The 22,000-nt window shown below is 35.2% G+C and carries 17 protein-coding genes, 1 tRNA gene and 1 pseudogene; 16 read left to right on the top strand and 3 right to left on the bottom strand.

Features of this window, described 5'->3' with window-relative positions:
• Positions 1-184 precede the first annotated feature (184 nt).
• The 14 genes and pseudogenes from asnB (at position 185) to AB3219_RS09495 (ending at position 17,985) form a co-directional block, all read left to right on the top strand.
• Positions 185-2,065, top strand: coding sequence for an asparagine synthase (glutamine-hydrolyzing) (gene asnB / locus AB3219_RS09560; protein ID WP_216753886.1), 1,881 nt, complete (start codon positions 185-187; stop codon positions 2,063-2,065).
• 19 nt (positions 2,066-2,084) lie between these two features.
• A complete protein-coding gene (locus AB3219_RS09555) occupies positions 2,085-3,629 on the top strand; it encodes a UDP-N-acetylmuramoyl-L-alanyl-D-glutamate--2,6-diaminopimelate ligase (protein WP_216753885.1) in 1,545 nt (514 codons plus the stop codon).
• Entirely contained in the window at positions 3,629-4,885 is a 1,257-nt protein-coding gene (locus AB3219_RS09550) for a carboxylate--amine ligase (RefSeq protein ID WP_216762507.1), read from the top strand. The genes AB3219_RS09555 and AB3219_RS09550 overlap by 1 nt, the downstream gene beginning before the upstream one ends.
• 5 nt (positions 4,886-4,890) lie before the next feature.
• Complete coding sequence (locus AB3219_RS09545) at positions 4,891-5,604, top strand: aspartate/glutamate racemase family protein (protein ID WP_216753883.1); 714 nt, start codon at positions 4,891-4,893, stop codon at positions 5,602-5,604.
• A gap of 96 nt (positions 5,605-5,700) precedes the next feature.
• Positions 5,701-5,771, top strand: a tRNA-Gly gene (locus AB3219_RS09540).
• A gap of 216 nt (positions 5,772-5,987) precedes the next feature.
• A complete protein-coding gene (argS, locus tag AB3219_RS09535) occupies positions 5,988-7,676 on the top strand; it encodes an arginine--tRNA ligase (RefSeq protein ID WP_216762508.1) in 1,689 nt (562 codons plus the stop codon).
• Between the two features lie 167 nt (positions 7,677-7,843).
• Positions 7,844-8,964, top strand: a pseudogene (locus AB3219_RS09530) (aminotransferase).
• Between the two features lie 98 nt (positions 8,965-9,062).
• On the top strand, positions 9,063-9,749 hold the full coding sequence (locus AB3219_RS09525; RefSeq protein ID WP_057806383.1) for a Crp/Fnr family transcriptional regulator: 687 nt from the start codon (positions 9,063-9,065) through the stop codon (positions 9,747-9,749).
• 69 nt (positions 9,750-9,818) lie between these two features.
• Positions 9,819-10,280 carry an arginine repressor gene (locus AB3219_RS09520; protein WP_216753880.1) on the top strand — a complete coding sequence of 154 codons (462 nt, stop codon included), beginning with the start codon at positions 9,819-9,821 and terminating at the stop codon, positions 10,278-10,280.
• A 199-nt stretch (positions 10,281-10,479) separates the two neighbouring features.
• A complete protein-coding gene (locus tag AB3219_RS09515) occupies positions 10,480-12,633 on the top strand; it encodes a PBP1A family penicillin-binding protein (protein ID WP_216753879.1) in 2,154 nt (717 codons plus the stop codon).
• A gap of 84 nt (positions 12,634-12,717) precedes the next feature.
• On the top strand, positions 12,718-13,062 hold the full coding sequence (locus AB3219_RS09510) for a YlbF family regulator (RefSeq protein ID WP_057806389.1): 345 nt from the start codon (positions 12,718-12,720) through the stop codon (positions 13,060-13,062).
• 100 nt (positions 13,063-13,162) lie between these two features.
• Positions 13,163-14,392 carry a DNA repair exonuclease gene (locus AB3219_RS09505; protein WP_216762509.1) on the top strand — a complete coding sequence of 410 codons (1,230 nt, stop codon included), beginning with the start codon at positions 13,163-13,165 and terminating at the stop codon, positions 14,390-14,392.
• The gene (locus tag AB3219_RS09500; protein WP_216762510.1) at positions 14,373-17,009 is read left to right on the top strand and encodes an AAA family ATPase; all 2,637 of its coding nucleotides are present in this window, start codon (positions 14,373-14,375) and stop codon (positions 17,007-17,009) included. Before AB3219_RS09505 ends, AB3219_RS09500 begins: the two co-directional genes overlap by 20 nt.
• A 16-nt stretch (positions 17,010-17,025) precedes the next feature.
• Entirely contained in the window at positions 17,026-17,985 is a 960-nt protein-coding gene (locus AB3219_RS09495) for a 3'-5' exoribonuclease YhaM family protein (protein ID WP_216753876.1), read from the top strand.
• 66 nt (positions 17,986-18,051) lie between these two features.
• Here the strand turns inward: AB3219_RS09495 and AB3219_RS09490 are convergent, their stop codons facing one another.
• From AB3219_RS09490 to AB3219_RS09480, 3 genes are all read right to left on the bottom strand, one after another.
• Entirely contained in the window at positions 18,052-18,936 is an 885-nt protein-coding gene (locus tag AB3219_RS09490) for a peptidylprolyl isomerase PrsA (RefSeq protein WP_216762511.1), read from the bottom strand.
• 122 nt (positions 18,937-19,058) lie between these two features.
• Positions 19,059-19,412 (bottom strand): hypothetical protein, encoded by a 354-nt coding sequence (locus AB3219_RS09485; protein ID WP_216753874.1) that lies wholly within the window; start codon positions 19,410-19,412, stop codon positions 19,059-19,061.
• Between the two features lie 3 nt (positions 19,413-19,415).
• Entirely contained in the window at positions 19,416-19,859 is a 444-nt protein-coding gene (locus AB3219_RS09480) for an HIT family protein (RefSeq protein ID WP_057806400.1), read from the bottom strand.
• A gap of 145 nt (positions 19,860-20,004) precedes the next feature.
• Here AB3219_RS09480 and AB3219_RS09475 point away from each other — a divergent pair, with 145 nt between their 5' ends.
• Together AB3219_RS09475 and AB3219_RS09470 are read left to right on the top strand one after the other, a co-directional pair.
• Positions 20,005-20,745 carry an ABC transporter ATP-binding protein gene (locus AB3219_RS09475; protein ID WP_216753873.1) on the top strand — a complete coding sequence of 247 codons (741 nt, stop codon included), beginning with the start codon at positions 20,005-20,007 and terminating at the stop codon, positions 20,743-20,745.
• Positions 20,738-21,955 carry an ABC transporter permease gene (locus AB3219_RS09470; RefSeq protein ID WP_216753872.1) on the top strand — a complete coding sequence of 406 codons (1,218 nt, stop codon included), beginning with the start codon at positions 20,738-20,740 and terminating at the stop codon, positions 21,953-21,955. The genes AB3219_RS09475 and AB3219_RS09470 overlap by 8 nt, the downstream gene beginning before the upstream one ends.
• Positions 21,956-22,000 lie beyond the last annotated feature (45 nt).

The following is a 22,000-nucleotide window of genomic DNA, read 5'->3' as shown; positions in this document are numbered from 1 at the left end:
AAGACAATGGAATTTAGACTTAGTATTAGAAGGAGATGGCAACTTTACCATTAGACTGCCTGTAGAATTTTAGTGCTAAATTTGGTAAAATAATTCGTGTTACGGTGATTTTTCATAATGCATTTTTATTTTCAAAATTATCTACTGAACATAACTAATGATTTAAAAAAAGGGAGTTTATAAAATGTGTGGATTTGTGGGGTATCTTAACCAAAATGACGTCAATACAGATGTCATTAAATCAATGGCGGACCGAATTAAACATCGTGGTCCAGATGATGAAGCCTACTTTCAAGATGAAGGAGCCTCTTTAGGGTTCAGACGTCTTTCGATTATTGATTTGGCACATGGTAAGCAACCAATGCTGAACTCAACTAAAACGAAGGTTTTAACCTTTAATGGTGAAATTTATAATTATCAAGAAATTCGCGAAGAATTAAAAAAATTAGGTTACAAATTTCAAACAGACGTGGATTCAGAAGTTTTAATTCATGGTTATGATGCTTGGGGTGCAGATCTCTTACAGAAGTTGCGAGGTATGTACGCATTTGTAATTTATGATACCCAGAAAAAAGAAGTCTTTGGTGCTCGTGATCACTTTGGCATTAAACCACTTTATTATTATGACGATGGTGACTCATTCCTATGGGGATCTGAAATTAAGGCATTTTTAGAGCATCCTAATTTTCATAAGGAATTCAATGAACGGCTATTACCAATTCATTTAAGTTTTGAGTTTATTCCTTCAAAAGAAACCATGTTTAAAAATGTTTATAAACTTTTACCTGGTACCTATTTCTTGCATAAAGATGGTAAAACGGAAACCCATACGTATTTCAAATTCAACTACGACCATATTGACGAATCACAAACAATTGACGAAGATGCTAAAAAGATTCGTGGAATTGTTAAAGATTCCGTTAAAGCACATATGATAGCTGATGTTGAAGTGGGAAGTTTTTTGTCAAGTGGTATTGATTCAAGCTATGTTTTGGCAGAAGCAGCTAAACTCAAACCAATTCAATCGTTTTCTCTTGGCTTTAATGACTCCAAATACAGTGAATTAAGTTATTCTACCGAGTTTGCTAAAGAAATTCATCAACAAAACACGCCATTAACAATGGACGGCGATGATTATTTTGATATCTTGCCAACGATCATGTATTACATGGATGAACCACTTTCTAATCCTTCGGCAATGCAACTTTATTACCTTTCCAAAGGAACCAGAGAACATGTTAAGGTTGCTTTATCTGGTGAAGGGGCTGATGAGTTCTTTGGAGGCTATAATACTTATTTGGAAGCCTTTCCTTTTGAACGTTATCAAAAGTGGGTTCCTCAGTTTGTTCGAACCGGTTTAGCACGACTAGTTCAAAATTTGCCTAGATTTCATGGCAAACGTTTCTTAGTCAGAGGTGCGCAGCCATTAAGTGAGCGCTATTATCGCGTTAACTATGTTTTTAATAAGCATGAACGTGATGAAATCTTACGTGATCCAAGTATAAACGTGGATTCTGGTGCTTACACAAAACATATCTTTGATGAAGTTAAAGGCAAAGATGAAATGACCCAAATGCAATACTTTGATATCAATACTTGGTTACCTTTTGATATCTTGCATAAGGCTGATCGAATGAGTATGTGTAACTCATTAGAAGTACGAACACCATTGGTTGATAAAGAAGTGGCTAAATTCGCGGCAACTATGCCAATCAAAACACGAATTCATAAAGATGAAACCAAAATTTCTTTGAGAACTGCTGCCGAAAGTGAACTTCCGGAACGAGTAGCTAAGAAAGAAAAAATGGGCTTTCCATCCCCAATCGCTAGTTGGATTAAAGAGGATAAATATCGTAAACGCATTGAGACGGCATTTAATTCAGATGTTGCTAAACGTTTCTTTAAACCGGAAGCTTTGATGCATATCTTGCATGAACATATAAACGGAAAGTCAAGTATGCAAAAGATCTTTACAATTTATACATTTATTCTGTGGTATGAAGTTTATTTTCCAGAAAATACTACAGCCACAACAAGTAAGTTAGTTCATCGCACACAAGTTTAATATTTTGGAGATGGAAAATATGGCACTCGAGATTGCCGAAATTACCATGATTTTGAAAGAACATCATTTGCTAAAACAGGTAGTAAATAATGTTAAAGGCGATCATCAAACAATTACGGGAGTTAAATATGACTCACGTCACACAGTTGCCAACGATCTTTTCTTCTGTAAGGGTAATTTTAAACCAGCTTATCTAAAAGTTGCACAGACTAATGGTGCAACGGTCTATATTGCAGAACAGCAATTTGAAGAAGTTCCTAAGATGTGTGGCATCGTAGTGACAAATGTTTCAAAAGCAATGGCTTTGATTGGTGCTGCTTTTTATGATTATCCTCAAAACGACTTATTTATCATTGCTTTTACTGGCACTAAGGGAAAAACAACGTCCGCATATTTTACGCACCATATTTTAAAATCGATTTCTGGAAATAAGGCAGCACTATTTTCAACTATTGATCGTATTACTGGTTCAAAACCAGACCAAGAGTTTAAATCTGATTTAACTACGCCAGAATCTCTGAATTTGTTTCACGATATGCGTGAAGCAGTTAACAATGGGATGCATTCACTTGTTATGGAAGTATCTTCCCAAGCCTATTTACGAAATCGTGTATATGGCTTACATTATGATGTAGGGATATTTTTAAATATCACCCCAGATCATATTGGTCGGAACGAACATCCAACTTTTGAAAACTATTTGCATTGCAAAATGCAATTATTGGTTAACTCAGATGTTTGTGTTATCAACGCACAAACGGCTCATCTTGAAGAAATATATCAAGCAGCTAAAGCAACAACAGATCCTCAAAAAATTTATTTATTTAAGCAGGCGAATGCTAAAATTAATTTAGCGGTTCCAATTGACGTTGTTTATTACAATGATCGTGATGATTTGCGTTTGACTGAAATAGAAGTTAAAGCGGTTAGTCCAAAAGCTAAGGCGTTACATATTGACGGGCTATATGATTTAAGTATGCCGGGAGATTATAACCAAAGTAATGCAACTAGTGCTTTGATTGCCGCGGGATTAGTCGGTGCAACCTATGAACAAACACACGACTTATTAACGAAAATAAAAGTTCCTGGTCGAATGGAATCAATTGTTTCGAAACATCACGGTGTTATTTACGTTGACTATGCGCATAATTATGCCAGCATGAATGCTTTACTTAGTTTTTTGCGAAGTCAGTATCCAAATGGTCGTTTGATTGTAGTTGTAGGAAGTCCCGGTGATAAAGGAATTTCTCGGCGAAAAGGATTTGGTGAAGCATTGACGGCACATGCGGATGTCGCAATTTTGACAACCGATGATCCAGGTTTCGAAGATCCTAATGCGATTATAGAAGTGATTGACAGTTATATTGATCATAAAAAAGTGCAGGTTAAAAAAATTGTTGATCGTTATTCAGCGATTAAGCAGGCAATTACAATTAGTCGTCCAGAGGATGTTGTGATCTTAGCGGCTAAGGGGGAGGATCCCTATCAGAAAGTTAGGGGTGTTAATACGCCATGGCCAACTGATATGAAGGTTGCTAAAGAAGTTTTGAAAGGATTGGCGTAATGGAAAACTCAAAAAATGATTATATTCCTGTGTTATTAGGTAGTGATTTTAATGCTTATGGAATGGCCCGTTCATTTTACAAAATGACCGGAAAAAAAGTTAAAGCATTTGCTGAAAAAGAATTAGCACCAACGCGATTTACAAAAATTGTAGATTTGGAACTAATTCCTGGTTTTTCAGAAGATCCAGTTTTTTTCGAAACAATGAAAAAGATTGCTAAACGCTATGAAAATCGTTCTGAAAAAGTTATTTTACTTGGAATGGGCGATGGCTATGCGGAATTAATCTCAAAGCATAAAGATGAACTTGCCAAGACTTTTATCTGCCCTTATGTGGATTATGCGCTATTAAGGAAACTCAATAACAAAGAGCGTTTCTATGAAATTTGTGATAAGTTCGATTTGCCTTATCCGAAGACACGAATTATTACCAAAGCAGAGTATGAGAGTTCTGATAAAATTGAAGAACCATTTGGTTATCCAGTTGCTTTAAAGCCTGCCAATAGCGTTGAATGGCTTGATATTCATTTTGAAGGACGAAAAAAGGCATTTCGCATTCAATCGCGCGCGGAATTTGATGAAATTGTCGGGAAAATTTATGATAATGGCTATACTTCGGATTTAATTTTGCAGGATTTTGTTCCGGGCGATGATAGTAATATGCGTGTCCTTAATGCATATGTGGATCAGTATCATCATGTTAAGATGATGTGCTTGGGACATCCATTACTAGAAGATGTTGCTCCAGCGGCAATTGGTAACTATGTTGCTATTTTGCCAGAGTATAATTCAACCATTTATAAAACAATTCAAGATTTTCTAGAAAAAATTAATTTTACAGGTTATGCAAACTTTGATTTGAAATATGATTCACGTGATCAAACGTTTAAATTGTTCGAAATTAATTTACGTCAAGGACGCAGTAGTTTCTTTGTCACTTTGAATGGTTATAATTTAGCTCAGTGGGTTGTCAAAGATTATGTAAGTGAAGATTTAAAAAACAAACCAACTGTTTATGCTAATCGATCAGAAGACACGCATCAGTTATGGTTAGGTGTTCCGATCAAAGTATTTAAAAAATATGCACGTAACAATCGTGATAAATTAACGGCATTACAATTAATCAAACAAAAACGATATGGGATGACTGCTTTTGATAAAAAAGATATGAATCTCAAAAGATTTGCGTTGTTAACCTGGATGAATCATAATTATGTTAAAAACTTCGATCGTTATTTTGAAGAGAATAAGGGATGAGTTAAATGAAGGATTTCTTTACAATTATTGGTGGTATGGGGACACCGGCAACGGAAAGTTATTTACGTTTATTAAATAAACGAACCCCTGCTCATCAGGATCAAGATTATTTCAATTATGTTTTAGTAAATCATGCAACGGTTCCGGATCGTTCGACTTATTTAATGGACCATACGCAACCTAGTCCATTACCGGATTTGTTGGAAGATATTAAACAACAAAGCCAACTAAACCCTAGTTTCTTTGTAATTGCATGTAATACGGCACATTATTTTTATGATGAATTACAAGCGGTGACGACGGTACCGATTGTGCATATGCCACGCGAGACAGTTAAATACATCAAGAAAAAATATCCTAATGTTAAAAAGGTCGGGGTTATTGGGACTAAGGGAACAACTACTGATGGCATTTATGATCGTGAACTGATTAAGCAAAATTTAGAGGTTATCAAGCCAACTGATCAAATTCAAAAGTTGACAACCAAATTGATTTTTGAAGATATTAAGAACCAAAATTACGTTGATGGTGAACTTTTCCATGAAATTGTTAAACAAATGGTACAAAAACAAGGTGCGGAAGTTGTGATTTTAGGCTGCACAGAATTGTCTTATGCCCAGGAATTAGCTCCTGAACTAGAGATACCAATTGCTGATTCTCAATCGATATTGGTTGATAAATCGATCGAATTAGCAACCAAATTAAGAAAAAATAATTAATTTTAAGTAAGTAGGTAAGTGGCGGATAAGTAGTTGTGCAGGCAAAAATCAGTCATGACAAAAATTTGGCATTATGCTATACTTACTTTTGTGTTTGCGGGCATAGTTTAGTGGTAAAATTCAAGCTTCCCAAGCTTGCGTCGCGGGTCCGATTCCCGTTGCCCGCTTTTTCGTAAGAGAGTAGTACCTAAGTCTTTTTCTTTTAGCGAGTTCGGAATGGTGAAAGCCGAATAGAAAATATTAGCGAACGTGCTTTTATGTTTAAAACTAAAAAATTGAGTGGATTTTAAAAATCAATTAGAGTGGTACCGCGGGTTAACTCGTCTCTTACAATGTTTATTTGTAAGAGACTTTTTTTGAATTTACAAATGGAGGAACTAAAAATGGATTATAAGAAACAAATTGCACAAAGTATTGTCAAAGCTTTGGACGGTAAGTTAGAAGAACAGTCTGTTTATGAAAAAATTGAAGTACCTAAAACCGTAAATTTAGGTGACTATGCTTTTCCAACATTTATCTTAGCTAAAACCTTACACAAGGCACCACAAATGATCGCAAAGGATTTGGTTGATCAGATCAATCAAACTAATTATGAAAAAGTTGAAGCGGCAGGACCATATGTTAATTTCTTCTTAGATAAAAGTACGTTTAGTGATGAAGTTTTACAAACTGTTTTAACGCAAAATAGTCATTATGGTGACGCTACAGTTGGAAATAATGGAAAAGTTCCTATTGATATGTCTTCACCTAATATTGCTAAACCTATTTCAATGGGCCATTTACGCTCAACAGTGATTGGAAATTCTTTGGCTAATTTGCTTACGAAAACTGGTTATCAACCAGTCAAAATTAATCATTTGGGTGATTGGGGTACGCAATTTGGAAAGTTGATTGAAGCTTACAAACTTTGGGGAAGCGAAGAAGAAGTCAAAGCAGATCCCATTAATAAATTACTTGAATATTATGTTCGTTTTCATAAAGAAGATAAAGATCACCCAGAACTGGATGATGAAGCGCGCAAATGGTTTAAAAAACTTGAAGACGGTGATGACGAGGCTATTCAGCTTTGGCAGTGGTTCCGTTCGGTTTCTTTACAATCTTTCAAACGTATCTATGATAAATTAGGTATTACCTTCGATTCATACAAGGGTGAAGCCTTTTATAATGACAAAATGGATGAAGTTGTTCAAATTCTTGAAGATAAAAAATTATTAAAAGAAAGTCAGGGTGCAGAAATTGTTGATCTTGATAAATATAATTTAAATCCTGCACTGATAAAAAAAACGGATGGAGCAACACTTTATATTACGCGTGATTTGGCGGCTGCTATTTACCGTAAACGTACTTATGATTTTGTTCAATCATTGTATGTGGTTGGCGCAGAACAGATTAATCATTTTAAGCAACTCAAAGCAGTACTGAAAGAAATGGGTTTTGATTGGTCGGATGATATTCATCATATTCCATTTGGATTGATTACTTTAAATGGTAAAAAGCTATCTACTCGTTCTGGGCGAGTTGTCTTATTAGATAAAGTTTTAGATGATGCCATTGATTTGGCAAAGCAACAAATTCAGTCTAAGAATCCTGATTTAAAAAATGCTGATCAAGTTGCTCATGAAGTCGGTGTTGGTGCTGTCATTTTTCATGATTTAAAAAATGAACGTATGAATTCGTTTGATTTTGATTTGAATGAAGTTGTTCGTTTTGAAGGTGAAACAGGTCCGTACGTTCAATACACACGGGCACGTGCTGAAAGTATTTTAAGAAAAGCAGATCACAAAGTAGCAGTTGCTGATTTGAAGTTATCGGATCCAAATGTTTGGGAAACTTTGAAATTTTTACAAGCATTTCCAGAAACTGTTTTGCGAGCAGTTAGGGAATATGAACCATCAATTATTGCGAAATATGCGCTTCATCTTGCAAAATCATTTAATCAGTACTATGCAAATTCTAAAGTGTTAGTGAAAGATGATCAGTTGAACAGCCGTTTGGCACTTGTTCAAAGTGTCAGCATTGTGTTGGAAATTGCATTAAATCTTTTAGGAGTACAAGCACCATCAGAAATGTAAATTCAATAAGCATGGGAAATTTTTTCTCATGCTTTTAATATAGATAAAATGTGAAATATTTCGCATTTTGAAATACGAAATCAAGAAGCAGGCAAAATTTAGACCTGATACAATATAATTGTTGAGGTATTAATTGAGCCGAATCATAGTTTGAGGAGGAAATAACCATGGAAATTAAAGGCTTCGGTGTTGAAGAATGGCTAAATGAAAATGAAAAAGCGGCTCAATTTGATATTTCACAAAGTACAATTAGTTCACTAACTTTGGGGGAATTACTTAACTTTGATGGTCAAGATTCAGCAGAAGCATTCACAAAATATTTAAATACAAAATTAAATTATGGTTGGATTGAAGGTTCACCTGAATTTAAGCAGTTAGTCGCACAGTTGTATAAACGCGTCAACAGTAAAAATATTCTGCAAACAAATGGCGCAACCGGTGGTAACTTTTTAACATTGTTTAGTTTGTTAAATCCGGGGGATCACATAATTTCTTTGTATCCAAGTTATCAGCAACTTTACGATTTGCCTAAATCATTAGGTGTAAAGGTGGATGAATGGGATCTTGAAGAGGATTTAAACTGGCAACCAAGCCTTGATCAACTGCAGCGTCTGATCACGCCAAAAACAAAAATGATCTGTCTAAATAATGCACAAAATCCCACAGGCAGCCTCCTCGGCAAGCCGTTATTAGAACAGGTCGTTAAATTGGCAAGAAAAGTGGATGCGTATATATTAGCGGATGAAGTCTATCAACCAGTTGATAAAATCGATCAGTTTCCCAACATCGCCGATTTATATGAAAAAGGAATTTCTGTGAACAGTCTTTCTAAAACCTATTCTGTTCCTGGGCTACGTATTGGTTGGATTGCAACTCAATCTGAAAAACTTGCTGATACATTCAGAAAATATCGAGATTATACCATGATTTCAGGTGGCGTCATTAACGATACTTTAGCATGTATAACTTTACGAAGCCGTAAGGCGATTTTACAACGTAACGGAAAATTAGTGCAAAATAATCATGAAATTTTAAAGCGGTGGGTTGCTTCACAGCCTAAAGTAGAAATTATCATGCCAGAACAGGTTTCAACAGCTTGTATTAAACTCAATATTAAAATGAGTGATGAGGATTTTTGTGAACGGTTGTTAAAAAAACAGGTGTGTTGCTTGTTCCTGGCTCAAGATTCGATATGCCGGGTCATGCTCGGGTTGGTTATTGTACAGATACTAAGACTTTAGAGATGGGACTTCAAGAATTAGCCGATTTTCTTAAAAAGTGTGCTTAAGATAAAACAATAAGCTTATTTGAGAATAATACTTGGTTTTTATACTTGTTTCTGGGATAATGGGAACATTATAATTTTCTTGAAAAGAGGCTAACTTTATGATTAACCCCAAGCAACAAAAGAAATATGAACATTATTTGTCTCATGTCCCCGGTTGTCATGTTTTGGAAAATTCTGAATATAAGAATGTTATGAAAAATCTTCGTTATAAAAAAGTCGCTAAGGGACAAAATCTCATTGATCAGCATGATGATCGAAATTATACCTTTATGTTAAAAAAAGGATTTCTGAAAATTAAATCGTTTGATGCCGATGAAGAGTCGTCTTATATTAGTTTTCTTAGTCCCAATAGACTTTTTCCTTTAAGGGGCACATTTGTGGACAGCCTTTATTGTTATACGGTTACGGCGTTGACAAATGCTGAGGTGCTTTATATTCCAACCAAAGTGTTTGAAGATTTATTACAAAGTAACCATAAATTTTCATTAATTATTATTAGAAAAATGCAAGAAGTTATGTCGGAAAATGAAATTTTTATTCAAAAAACAGTTACTTCGTCTGCCAGAACACGCGTTATTCAGGTATTATACAATTTAAATGATAAGCACGGAGTTGATTTAGAGGTTGGCAGAAAAATTCCCTTTCCATTGCCAATTAAAGAAATTGCTTCAATTGCCGGAACAACTCGTGAAACTGCTGGTCAAGTAATTCATGACTTGATTGCACAAGATGTTCTTAAGTATTCGCGTAAATACTTTTTCTTTCCGTCCAGTGAATCTGATTAAGGACAGACTGTTATGCGTTTTTAAATTTTGCTATACTTGAGAGAGTCAATACGGAAGTGAAGTGCGATTATGAAAAAAAGTGAACGTCAAAATATTATTAAGGATCTTATTGTCAATCAATTAGTCACTAAACAAGATGATTTAATGACTTTGTTAAAGGACCGTGATGTTGTGGCAACGCAAGCAACCATTTCCCGTGATATGCGTGAAATGCACATTGTTAAGGGTGCTGATCATGAGGGAAATCAACGATACATGATTTTTGAGACTAATGATGAGGATCCAACAGAAATTCTTTTTAAAACTTTTAAGCAAACGGCACAAAAGATTGATCAAATTCAATTTGTTAATATTGTGAAAACAACGCCAAATGATGGAAATCGACTAGCTGCCGTTTTTGATGACATTGAAATGACTGAAATTGTTGGCACCATAGCCGGGTTTGATACGATTGTCGTTTTTAGTCCTAACGAAACATTAGCAACGCAATTGCATCAAAAATTAAGTAAGTATCTATCTACAGAAGGCTAAAGTTAATAAGGACAGAGTGAGACATCGAATTTTAAGTGATGATTATCTAACTTAAAAGATTGATGTCTTACTCTGTTTTTGTTGTCTTGAAAACAAAAGAATGATTTTTAAGGGTCTTTTAAGTCGTGGTCAGGATTTCAAAAGGCTTCTTAAACTGTGATACAATACAGCTAACATTCAATTTCAAACGGAGACTTTTATGAAAACTAATAATTTCTTTTCTTCGGTTATAAAGATAATTAAACAAATTGGTCATTTTCTCGCACCATACTGGCATCAAGCTAGTAGATTTTTTGGACGTTACTGGCGAAGATTTCAGTTAACACGTTGGCTGATTATCCTCTTTTTAAGTTTCTTTCTTGTGATGAGTGCCTATTTAACCTATCAAGCCAAAACGGCTAATGTTGGTGATTTGAAAAGTGCGCTCGAGAAACCAACTACCGTTTATGATGCTAAAAATAATAAGGCAGGATCGCTCTATTCTCAAAAAGGAACCTGGGTCAGTTTAAATAAAATCTCGATAAATGTGCAAAATGCGGTTATTTCTACAGAAGATCGAGGATTTTATAAAGAGTACGGTTTCTCAGTCAAGGGAATTGGAAGAGCAGCGCTGCTATATGGCATGAACAAAGTTTTAGGTCGTGACTATATTAGTGGTGGCGGTAGTACATTGACCCAACAATTAGTTAAAAATGCCTTCTTGTCGCAACAGCAAACCTTTACACGAAAGGCAAAAGAGTTATTTTTATCAATTGAAGTAGAGAATGTGTATACAAAATCAGAAATTCTGGCAATGTATTTAAACAATGCTTATTTTGGTAATGGTATATGGGGCGTACAAGATGCCTCTAAGCGGTATTTTGGAGTTTCTGCAAGTCAATTGACAGTACCGCAAGCGGCTGTCTTGGCAGGTATGTTAACTTCACCAAGTGCTTATAACCCAGTGGATCATCCAGCAGCATCAAAGCAACGGCGCAATGTGGTACTAGGTTTAATGGCTGAAAACAAAAAATTGACCACAGCACAAGCAAAAACATATCAAAAAACAACTTTAATCACTAGCAACGCTTATGCAGATACGAGTGATTATAAATATCCTTATTACTTTGATGCTGTAATTAACGAAGCAATTAGTCGCTATGGGCTAACTGAGTCTGATATTATGAATCGCGGCTATAAGATTTATACGTATTTAAATCAAAGTGATCAGACCAGTATGCAGAACAAGTTCAAAAATTCCAGTTATTTCCCTTCAAACGCTTCTGATGGGACGAAAGTGCAGGCAGCTTCAATAGCGATTAATCCCAAGACAGGTGGGGTTGCTGCCGTTGTTGGTGGCCGAGGCAAACATGTTTTTAGAGGATTTAACCGTGCCACACAAATGAAGCGACAACCGGGATCGACGCTCAAACCAATTGCGGTTTATGCACCGGCATTGTCCAGTGGTTATTCTTATGATTCAACGGTAACCGATAAATTACAGTCCTATGGAACAAATAAGTATCGTCCCGAAAATTACAATAATCAGTACGTCGGTTCTTTACCAATGTATCAGGCATTAGCTGAAAGTCGCAATGCACCGGCAGTATGGTTACTCAATAAAATTGGAGTTGCAAAAGGTTATGCATCGGTACAAAAATTTGGTTTAAATGTCGATAAAAGTGACAAGAATTTGGCACTCGCCTTAGGTGGATTGACCACTGGAATTTCACCTTATCAATTAGCCAGTGCCTATACAGCTTTTGCTAATGAAGGAGAACTAGCGCAAACTGGATTTATTCGAAAAATTGTTGACTCATCTGGTAAAACAATTGTAAATAATACGACGCAAACTAAACGCGTGATTTCCAAAAAGGTAGCTAAAGAAATGACCAGTATGATGATTGGGGTCTATAGTGATTCATATGGTACAGGTGTAAGCGCTAAACCAGCTGGTTATACAATTGCCGGTAAAACAGGAAGTACCGAGTTAGATGGTTCTTCAAGTAGTGACGCTACAACTGATGAGTGGATGATTGGGTATACACCAGACATGGTAGTGGCAACTTGGGAAGGCTTTGATGACACGACCAAGACAAATCATTTGGAGAATCTAAGTGGTGTTGGATTAAGTTCTCTTTTCAAGTCGGAAATGGAAGGCATTTTACCTAATACGGCTGGCACTAGTTTTAATACAAGTAATGCTTCCAGCTTGGCAACGGCAGAAAGTTCCAGCTCCGGGTCGGGTATCTGGAATAGTATTCAAAACGGAACGTCTAGTGCGGAAAAGAGTTTTTCAAAGGGAACAGAAGCATTTAAACAAAAGGCTAGTGAATGGGTAGATAAAGCCAAAAGTTTTCTTGGTGGGAACTAAAGTTCATTAATGCAGGTATCAAAACAAGTTTGGTATGATACAATATCAGTATAATAAAAGGCGTAAACATCTAGGAGGAAGACAATGGCTGTTAATATTTACGATACTGCAAACGAAATGGAAGAAGAGCTTCGTCAAACAACTGAGTATACTAATTTGGTTGCAGCATATGCTGAAATGAAAAAAGATCCTAAAGCATATGATCTTTTTAAAGATTTTCAAGAAGTTCAAGTTAGTTTACAGCAGAAACAAATGAACGGTGAAGATCTAACTGATGATGAGATGAAGCATGCGCGTGAAATTGCTAGTGAAGTTGGCAATGTTGATGTGATTAAAACTTTGATGGATAAAGAACGTAGTTTAAATCAGTTATTAAATGACATTAATCAAATTATCACTAAACCAATACAAGAATTGTATCAAGATTAAGATTGAGCACATTTTATATGGCGTAGTTTAATACAAACAGGGTTAGACAAATGATGATGATTTGTTCTGACCCTTTTTTATGAATCAAGGGGTATTTTTTATGAAATTTATTCATGCAGCAGATATTCATTTGGACAGTCCGTTTAAAGGGTTGCGCAAAGCACCAGATCAAATTTGGAATCTGATCCATGATTCAACTTACCATGCATTTGCTAATATGGTATCCACCGCAATCAATGAGAACGTTGATTTTGTTTTAATTGTTGGTGATTTATTTGATCAGATTCAACATAGCATTCGAGCAGATTTGTTTGTTAATGATCAGTTTGAAAGATTGAATCAACAGCAAATTCCGGTTTATTTAAGTTATGGTAATCATGATTATTTAAATGAAAATACCGAAATCATTGATTATCCAAAAAATGTTCACGTGTTCCCAAAGCAACCTCAAGAAGAATACCTAACTTTAAAAGATGGTACAACCGTTACGATTGTTGGCTTTAGTTATGATAAACAGGCAGTTAAAGAAGATGTTGTGAGTGGTTTCCCATCTAGGAGTCAAACCGATTTTGAAATTGGCACCGTTCATGGTAGTTTGGACACCCTTAATGCTCCTGAAGCAAACTATGCGCCTTTCTCAAAAGGTGAACTATTAGCGTTACATTATGATTATTGGGCACTTGGACATATTCATAAACGTCAGATTTTGAATGAAGATCCAGCCATTATCTACCCTGGTAACTTACAGGGACGGCATAAAAATGAACCAGGTGCAAAGGGATTTTACTTAGTTTCAAGCGAAGGCCAAAAACTTAATCCTGAATTTATTGCAGCTTCAGTGGTTGACTGGCAAACGGTAATAATTGATGCCGAAGCAAAAGATTCGTTTGATAATATTGTTAAAAAGATTTTGAACGCAATTGAAAACCTATTCGATAAGAAGCCTACTTTTGTTGATGTCAAAATCAAAAATGCGCAAGCCTTAGGAAACTCGATTTTAATACGAATTAAAGATGACAGTTTATTAGAAGTTGTCCAACAAAAACTACTCAAAAGCAGTTCGTCTTGGGTTTATGAAATTGCCCCCGTACCGACACATGAAATTTCTAATTTAAGTGCATTGGATAACGAATTTTGGGAGCAGAGTCGTAAAAAAGTTTTTACTGCAGAGAATATAGATAAAACAGCGGGAAAGTTGTTGAACTACAAATTCATTACGGAAGAACTGGATGATGAATCTCAGGATACGCAACTTCAAGAATTAGCGGAAACTTTACTACTTGAAAATGGTGGTCGTGAGGAGCAAAACGATGAAGATATTAAAGATTAATGTATATGGATTTGGTAAATGGCAGGATCAACAATTTGATCTGGCCTCTGGTTTAACCGTTTTTTCGGGACCTAATGAAGCTGGAAAATCTACTTTACGTCAGTTTATTTTAAGTGTTTTATTTGGTTTTCGAACTAAAAGGGGTGCTGACCGTTATTTAAGGTATGAACCCAAAAATGGTTCAAAATACGGTGGTGAACTTTTAATTGAAGCTCAGGGTCAACAGTTTTTAATAACGCGAGTAAAAGGAAAAAGTGGGGGAAAATTAACTGTTACAAACGTTAAAACGCAAGCTGTGTTACCTAATGAAACCTTAGAAAACTTATTAGGACCAGTTGATGAGACTCTTTTTAACGAAATGTTTAGTTTTAGTCAAACTGAACTGGCTGAAGTTCGTCAGCTAAATCGAGATGAATTTAGGAAAAGAGTTTTAAAAATTGGTGCAGTTGGAAGTGATCAGTGGATTGGTCTTCAAAGCTCCTTTGAAAAGAGTGCTGATAAGATTTATGCCCCCAAAGGAAGAGTCCGTCCTTTAAATAAATTATTAAAGAAGTACGAAACTCTTAGTGAGGAAATTCAAACAGCTGCCAAAGAGACAGCGGAATATAAAAGTCAGTTAGCCTCTGTTAATGAAAATCGAACTAAACTAATTAAACTGCAGAAAGAAATCAGCGAAAGAAATGCGCAATTAGATAAGTTAAAACACGATTTATCTGGTTGGGAAGCTTATCAACGTTATTTAGAAATTTCTTCTAAATTGGATGTGAAGTTTTCAAAAATGCCATCAGATTCAATCGAAACGATTGAACATCTGCATCAACAACTTGAAGAGACTAAGCAAGTAATTAAAAATTTACAAGAAAAAATTAATAATTTAGAACAAGGAAAACAAGAAAATCCGCGAATCTTATTTTATAGGAATCATCAACAGCAACTCAAAGAGATTCAGCAAAATTTAACAAGTATTCAAAATACTTCAACACAAACTAGCCGTTTGAAAAAGGCACAGTCTGAAATTGACGAGGAAAAAGCTCAAATTCAGCTTCAAATAGGTACCAAGGAAGGAGTTCCTGAACCTTTTGATAACACTGAATTTATGAACCTTCAAGCTGATTTAAAACAAAAGAATGAAAAGGATCATTTAAAGCAAACTATCCAGGCACAAATTGTTGAGTTACAAAATAAATTATTGCAGACCAGTAACAGTGGGGAAGGACAATTCGCCGGAAAACCTAAAAGTATATTTTTAGCAATAAGTATACTAGTCATTATTGTACCTTGGTTAGTTAACCTTTCTTTGGGTATAAAACTGGGATTATTAGTCTTAGGTTTGTTAGGAGTTGTTGGCAGCCACTTTTTGTTTGCTAATAAGAAACAAGCTTCGAATGCTGATTTAAATGAACAACTGGAAAGTTTAAAAAAACAACTACAAGAAATCACGGCGCAATTAAATGATTTGAATAACCAAATCACTGAAACTGGAGGGGAAAAGGGTCTTGAACAAAGTGACCCGCAAACATGGCCAGCCATGCAAAATGATTTAACACGTTTTAAACAATTAACACAATCAGAGCAAACAAATGAATCTCAAATTAAAAAAAATCAACAAACAATTTCAGAATTCACTAAAAAAATTAGATTATTAGCAGATTGGGTCGTTTTAACGGGTACGATTGATCAACAAATAGAAAATATTGATACTTACTTTAAAGAAATTACTAATGATCAACAAGAATTTCAAAAAACAAAACAAGACTTGCAGTATTATCAAGATCGGTTGAATCAATTGAAACTTGAAAATAAAAAAAATCAGGATTTAGAAACCACCCAATTACAAAAGTTATCTTTAACAGATTGGCATTCTTTTGTAACTGCCAAAGACTTGCAACTTGAACAAAATCATCTTGAGACTCAATGTGCACAGTTGAAACAACAACTTGGAGAAGTAACCCTGACTGATCTACAAAAATTTAATACTCAAGAAGAGATTCAGAAGCAACTGAATGCGCAAGAAGAACTTTTAAGTCAGTTAAGAGCTGAACAAGAAAAATTAGTTGAACAAAAAACAGTTTTAGGTACACAGATGCAACAATTGGCAAACGATGAAACGTATGCTAATTTACAACAGCAAAAGGCCAATTTGGAAGCGGAAATTTTAGCTCAAACTCGTAATTGGTTAACCGAAAAACTTGCTGCTCAGTGGATTGATGAAACATTATCGGTGGCTAGTCAGGGACGCCTACCTAGAATTATGGCGAACGCAGAACAATATTTTTCTTTGTTAACTAATAAACGTTACAATAAGATTAGTTTCGATGACGAAACAATTGTTGTATTTGATGCAAACCATCAGAATTATGAAGTGGGAGAGCTGTCTCAAGGAACCGCCGAGCAGTTATACGTGTCAATTCGATTAGCATTTGTCAAAGTTATGGCAGATTTAATTGATTTACCTATTATTATTGATGATGGATTTGTGAATTTTGATTCAGTTCGAAAACAAAATGTGATGACACTTCTCGACCAAATTAGTGAACAGCATCAAGTTATTTACTTTACCGCGGATGATGAAAGTGATAATTCAAATACAGGAGCTCAAATAATTCGTCTAAATTGATAAGGAGCATTTAAAAATGGATAATAGAAAACTTTTTGACTTTGCGGTTGATGAAACCTTAAACATTTTTGTTTTGATCAAAAGTGCAGAGGTTCGGGTAGCAAAGAATGGTAAAGACTTTTTGGCTATGGTGTTTGAAGATCGTTCTGGTGATATTGGTGGGAAATTCTGGGACGCCAATACACAAGATATTCAAAACTTTGAGGCTGGTAAGGTTATTTTCCTAAATGGTAAACGCGAAAATTATAAGGGAACTCCTCAGATTAAAATCTTAGGGATGAGACTGGCTACCGAAACTGAGCCCAATAATCCGAGCTTGTACACAAAAAAAGCACCGATGACGGTAGCAGATATGAAAGAAGAAATCAGTAAACTTCTTTTTGATATTACTAATCCTAATTGGAATCGAGTGGTTCGCTTTTTACTTCAGAAATATGATCAACAATTTTATACCTATCCAGCGGCGAAAACGAATCACCATGCTTTTCAAGGCGGATTGGCTTTTCACACGCTTTCTATTTTAAGATTGGCAAAGAATGTAAGTGATCAATATCCGCAAGTAGATCGTTCGTTATTATATGCGGGAGCTATACTACATGATCTTGGCAAAACAATTGAATTATCAGGGCCTGTTTCGACAACGTACACTGTTGAAGGAAATTTACTGGGCCATATTGTAATCATGGATGGTGAGATTGTTAAGGCCTGCCAAGAACTCAAAATAAGTGATAGTAGTGAAGATATTTTGTTATTGCGGCACATGATCGTTTCTCACCATGGTTTAAAAGAATATGGTTCACCAATCGAACCATTGCTTTTAGAAGCGGTGGTCCTGCATGCATTAGATGATCTGGATGCCTCTATTCAAATGGTTACAGGAGCATTAAGTCATACGAAAGATGGTACTTTTTCGGAACGTATTTTTGGAATGGATGGTCGTAACTTCTATAAACGAATTGGCCATCAAACGGAATAAAGAGATAATAAAAAAGCTCGTTGCTTTCAAAAATGAAAGCAGCGGGCTTTTTATAATGAAATGAAACTAATTAGATGAAGAACTTGAGCTTGAAAGATAATCCGAGAGAACATTCTTCAAGTCACTATCCTTAATTGAAACGTTACCTTTTTTAAGAACCTTAGCAACAACGCTCTTTAACTTAGAACTGCTGCTCATGTCAGCTGTCCAGATACGTTCTTTAAGAGCTTTAGTATGATCACTCATCTTGCCCTTAGAAGGCTTGTTGAGCATCTTAATAACCTGGTAACCATAAGTAGTCTTAACAGGAGTTGTTGTGTACTTACCCTCGTCAAGGGCAAAGGCAGCTTTAGTAAAGCTTGAATCTAAAGTTGTGTTTGTATCATCAAATGCTGAAAGCTTTCCACCTTTGTTCTTAGTAGAACTATCTGTAGAATACTGTTTAGCTAACTTAGTAAAGCTTTCGCCCTTGTTAAGCTTTTTGATGACCGTCTCTGCAGTTGATTTCTTTGAAACAAGAATTTGAGCAACCGTAACCTTTGGTTGATAAGTCTTCCATTCTTTTTTCAAATCAGCCGTTGTGATCGTATCATTATCCTTTACGGCTTCCTTCAACAGCAAGTTAGAACGAATTTCTTCTTTAAAACTTGAAGCTGTCATACCGTTTTGTGTCAATACACTCTTGAATTGACTACCATATTGGGTCTTGTAAGCATTATATTGCTTAGTAACCGTCTTTTTGGAAACTTTGCTACCATAGTCCTTTTCAAGAACCTTGTTCAGAATCATTTGCTGAAGGACTTGTTTACCACTCGAAGTTGACTTCAAGCTACTGTAATAAGCACTTTCAGTAATTTTTCCACCCTTTGTTGTTGCAACGGTTTTGTTACCGCAGGCAGCTAAAGTCACTGCCATGAAAACGCTGGCTAATGCAATTAACCATTTCTTCATCCATAAACACATCCTAACTTAATTGTTTGAAAAAACTTCAATTCTCATCATAACATACAAACAGTTCGTTTTATAAGTCTGTATGAATCTTTAATAAAAATTCAAACTATATTCACGAATCGTTATTTGTTAGTTTTTTCATTGTCAACTGAATCTAGTTGATTATTAATATCTTGGGTTAGTTGTTCAATGCGGTCAAGCCGTGGTTGTAATTTATATTGAAAATGATCCACATCTTTTTGGATGGCATTTAGGGTAGGCTGACTGTCACTAATTGCTTGTTGTAGCTTTTCAGTACTTTTTTTTAGGTTAGTAGTGGCACGACTAAACTGACGAATGCTTTCTATGGTTTCTTTAAAGCTTTGTTGAATACTATTTAAAAGGTTAGGGTGTGACAAAACATATTTACCACTATGATATCCAAGGATGGATAGAAAGGTAAGTTTAAGTAAACGATGTTTATTTTTTTTTGCCATTTTTTACGCTCCTAAATTAGCTTTGATTTCGTTTTGGATTTCACCAAGTTGTGCTTGTGAATAAGAATCTGTGTGATCACCAAAAATCATTTTAAAATCATCGGTTTCTGAATAACGGGGGATCAAATGAAAATGAGAATGAAAAACTGATTGATAAGCTACTGAACCATTATTATTGACAATGTTCATGCCAATAATTTTGGGATTACTAGCTTTAATAGCCTGAGCAATCATTGGAATTTTTGCAAATGTTTTAGCTGCCAGCTCTGAATCATATGCAAAAATATCCTTTACATGTGTCTTAGGAACGATCAGTGTGTGTCCGGGTGTAGCTTGAGAAAGGTCTAAAAAAGCTTTAATGTTCTCGTCCTCATATATTGTGTAACTTGGAATCTCGCCATCAATAATTTTACAAAAAACACAAGATGCATCACGTTTGTTGGTCATATTCATTACCTCTTTTTCTTAATTAGCTTCATTATACCAATATTTAAGGGGAAGCCCAAAAGAACCTTGCTCATGAAATCTGTGAAAACAAGGAGTTCATGATATAATCAATTCAAATCAAGTATTGAAAGAGGTAGAAACTAAAATGGTTTTAAAAATTGAACATTTGGTTGGCGGTTACTCACAAATTCCTGTTTTAAAAGACATTAATTTTGAAGTGCACGAGGGTGAACTAGTTGGTCTAATCGGGCTAAACGGAGCCGGTAAGTCTACTACCATCAATCATATTATTGGTTTGCTAACACCACAAAAGGGAAAAATTACAATTGATGATAAAACTATCTATCAAGATAGCGACACCTATAAAAAACAAATTGCGTATATTCCAGAACTCCCTGTTTTATATCCTGAATTAACTTTGAAGGAACATATCGATCTGACTATTATGGCTTATCGATTAGATGCTAAAAAAGCTTGGCAACGTGCAAATGAACTTTTGACAACTTTTCGGCTTGCTAATAAATTGGATTGGTTTCCGGATAATTTTTCTAAAGGAATGAAACAAAAAGTAATGATTGTCTGTGCTTTTTTGACGGAGGCTAAATTATATATTATTGATGAACCATTTTTAGGTCTAGATCCGTTAGCGACTGATGATTTATTGAAACTGATTGACGAACGAAAATCACATGGGGCTGCTGTTTTAATGTCAACTCACGTTTTGGATACTGCAGAAAAGTATTGTGATCGTTTCATTTTATTACATAATGGAAAGATTCAAACACAAGGAAACTTAGCTTCTTTACGAAAACAAAATCCTTCATTAGGACAATCACTAACTGATATTTATCTTGGCTTGGCAAGAGAGGGTGAAACGCATGAGTGATCTTTGGAAAAGAAGACAGCATGCTCATTTTCTGGAAATGTTGAAATATTTAAGATACGTTTTAAATGACCATTTTGTGATTGCTTTAATGTTTTTAGTTGGTGGACTTGGCTATGGGTATTCAAATTTTTTGAAGACTTTTCATACTACGAGTTGGTGGGCAGGCCCCCTTATCATTTTTTGCTTAGTGATCATTTTACAAATCGGTCGTTTAGCGAGTCTGTTGAAAAAAGCGGATCCCGTTTTCTTGTTACCACGTGAACATGATATGCATGCTTATTTAAAGCAAGCTCGGTTGCACAGTTTGTTTTTCGGTATCTGTATCGAGATTTTGGGGACAGCAATTTTATTTCCTTTTATTGTAATTACGTTTCATTTTTCTGGTTGGCAGGTTGCTGGTCTAGGACTTGCTTTGATTATTTTGAAATTTGGTGAACTTTCAATTGAACTCAATCAACTGTACCAAAATCATACCTTTATTTGGTGGTTATGGGTCGGAACTAGATGGCTGTTGCCAATTTGTTGGTTTATTGTGGGCATTTATGTAAATGTTTGGCTGGCAGTTATTCTTGCATTAGTACAAAGCTTTATAGAAGTTTTTCAAGAAAACCGGCAGTGGACAACTAGATCATTGAATTGGCATTTAGCGGTTACGATTGAAGAACAACGCATGTTACGAATTTATCGATTCTTCAATTTATTTACTGATGTTCCCAATGTGCATGGAACAGTGCATCGTCGTAAATACTTGGATGGAATTTTGTCAATGATTAATCGGCGATCTAATAACACATATGTGTATCTGTTCTCTCGTGCTTTGCTCCGTAGTACCGTGTACAGTGGATTATATTTTCGCTTGACACTTCTAGGAATGCTTCTTTTAGTTTTTGTGCCTAATCTTTATTTGTCACTATTTTTACAAGTGGTGTTTATTTATTTGATTAGCTTTCAATTACTTCCACTGTTGGTTAATTATAATGAAAATGTATTTACACACTTGTATCCAATAAAAAATGCAATTAAAATTGCTGGTTTTAACTGGTTACTCGCAAGATTACTGATTGCAACGTCGCTTTTGTTTGCGGTAGTAGTTGGAATTTCTAATATTTCGCTAATTCAAGCTATTTTAAGTTTGTTATTAGGTGGGGTGGAAATTTGGATTTTAATTAAACTTTATTTTCCAGGCCGAATCAAAAAAATGAATTCTTGACGGGGTTAAGGACAATCTATAGAATTAATTGGTAACTGAATTTGA

It is taken from the genome of Pediococcus ethanolidurans (assembly GCF_964062635.1).
GTDB lineage: Bacteria > Bacillota > Bacilli > Lactobacillales > Lactobacillaceae > Pediococcus > Pediococcus ethanolidurans.
The sequence above is the reverse complement of the archived record's forward strand: the minus strand, read 5'-3'. Positions and strand labels throughout refer to the sequence as shown.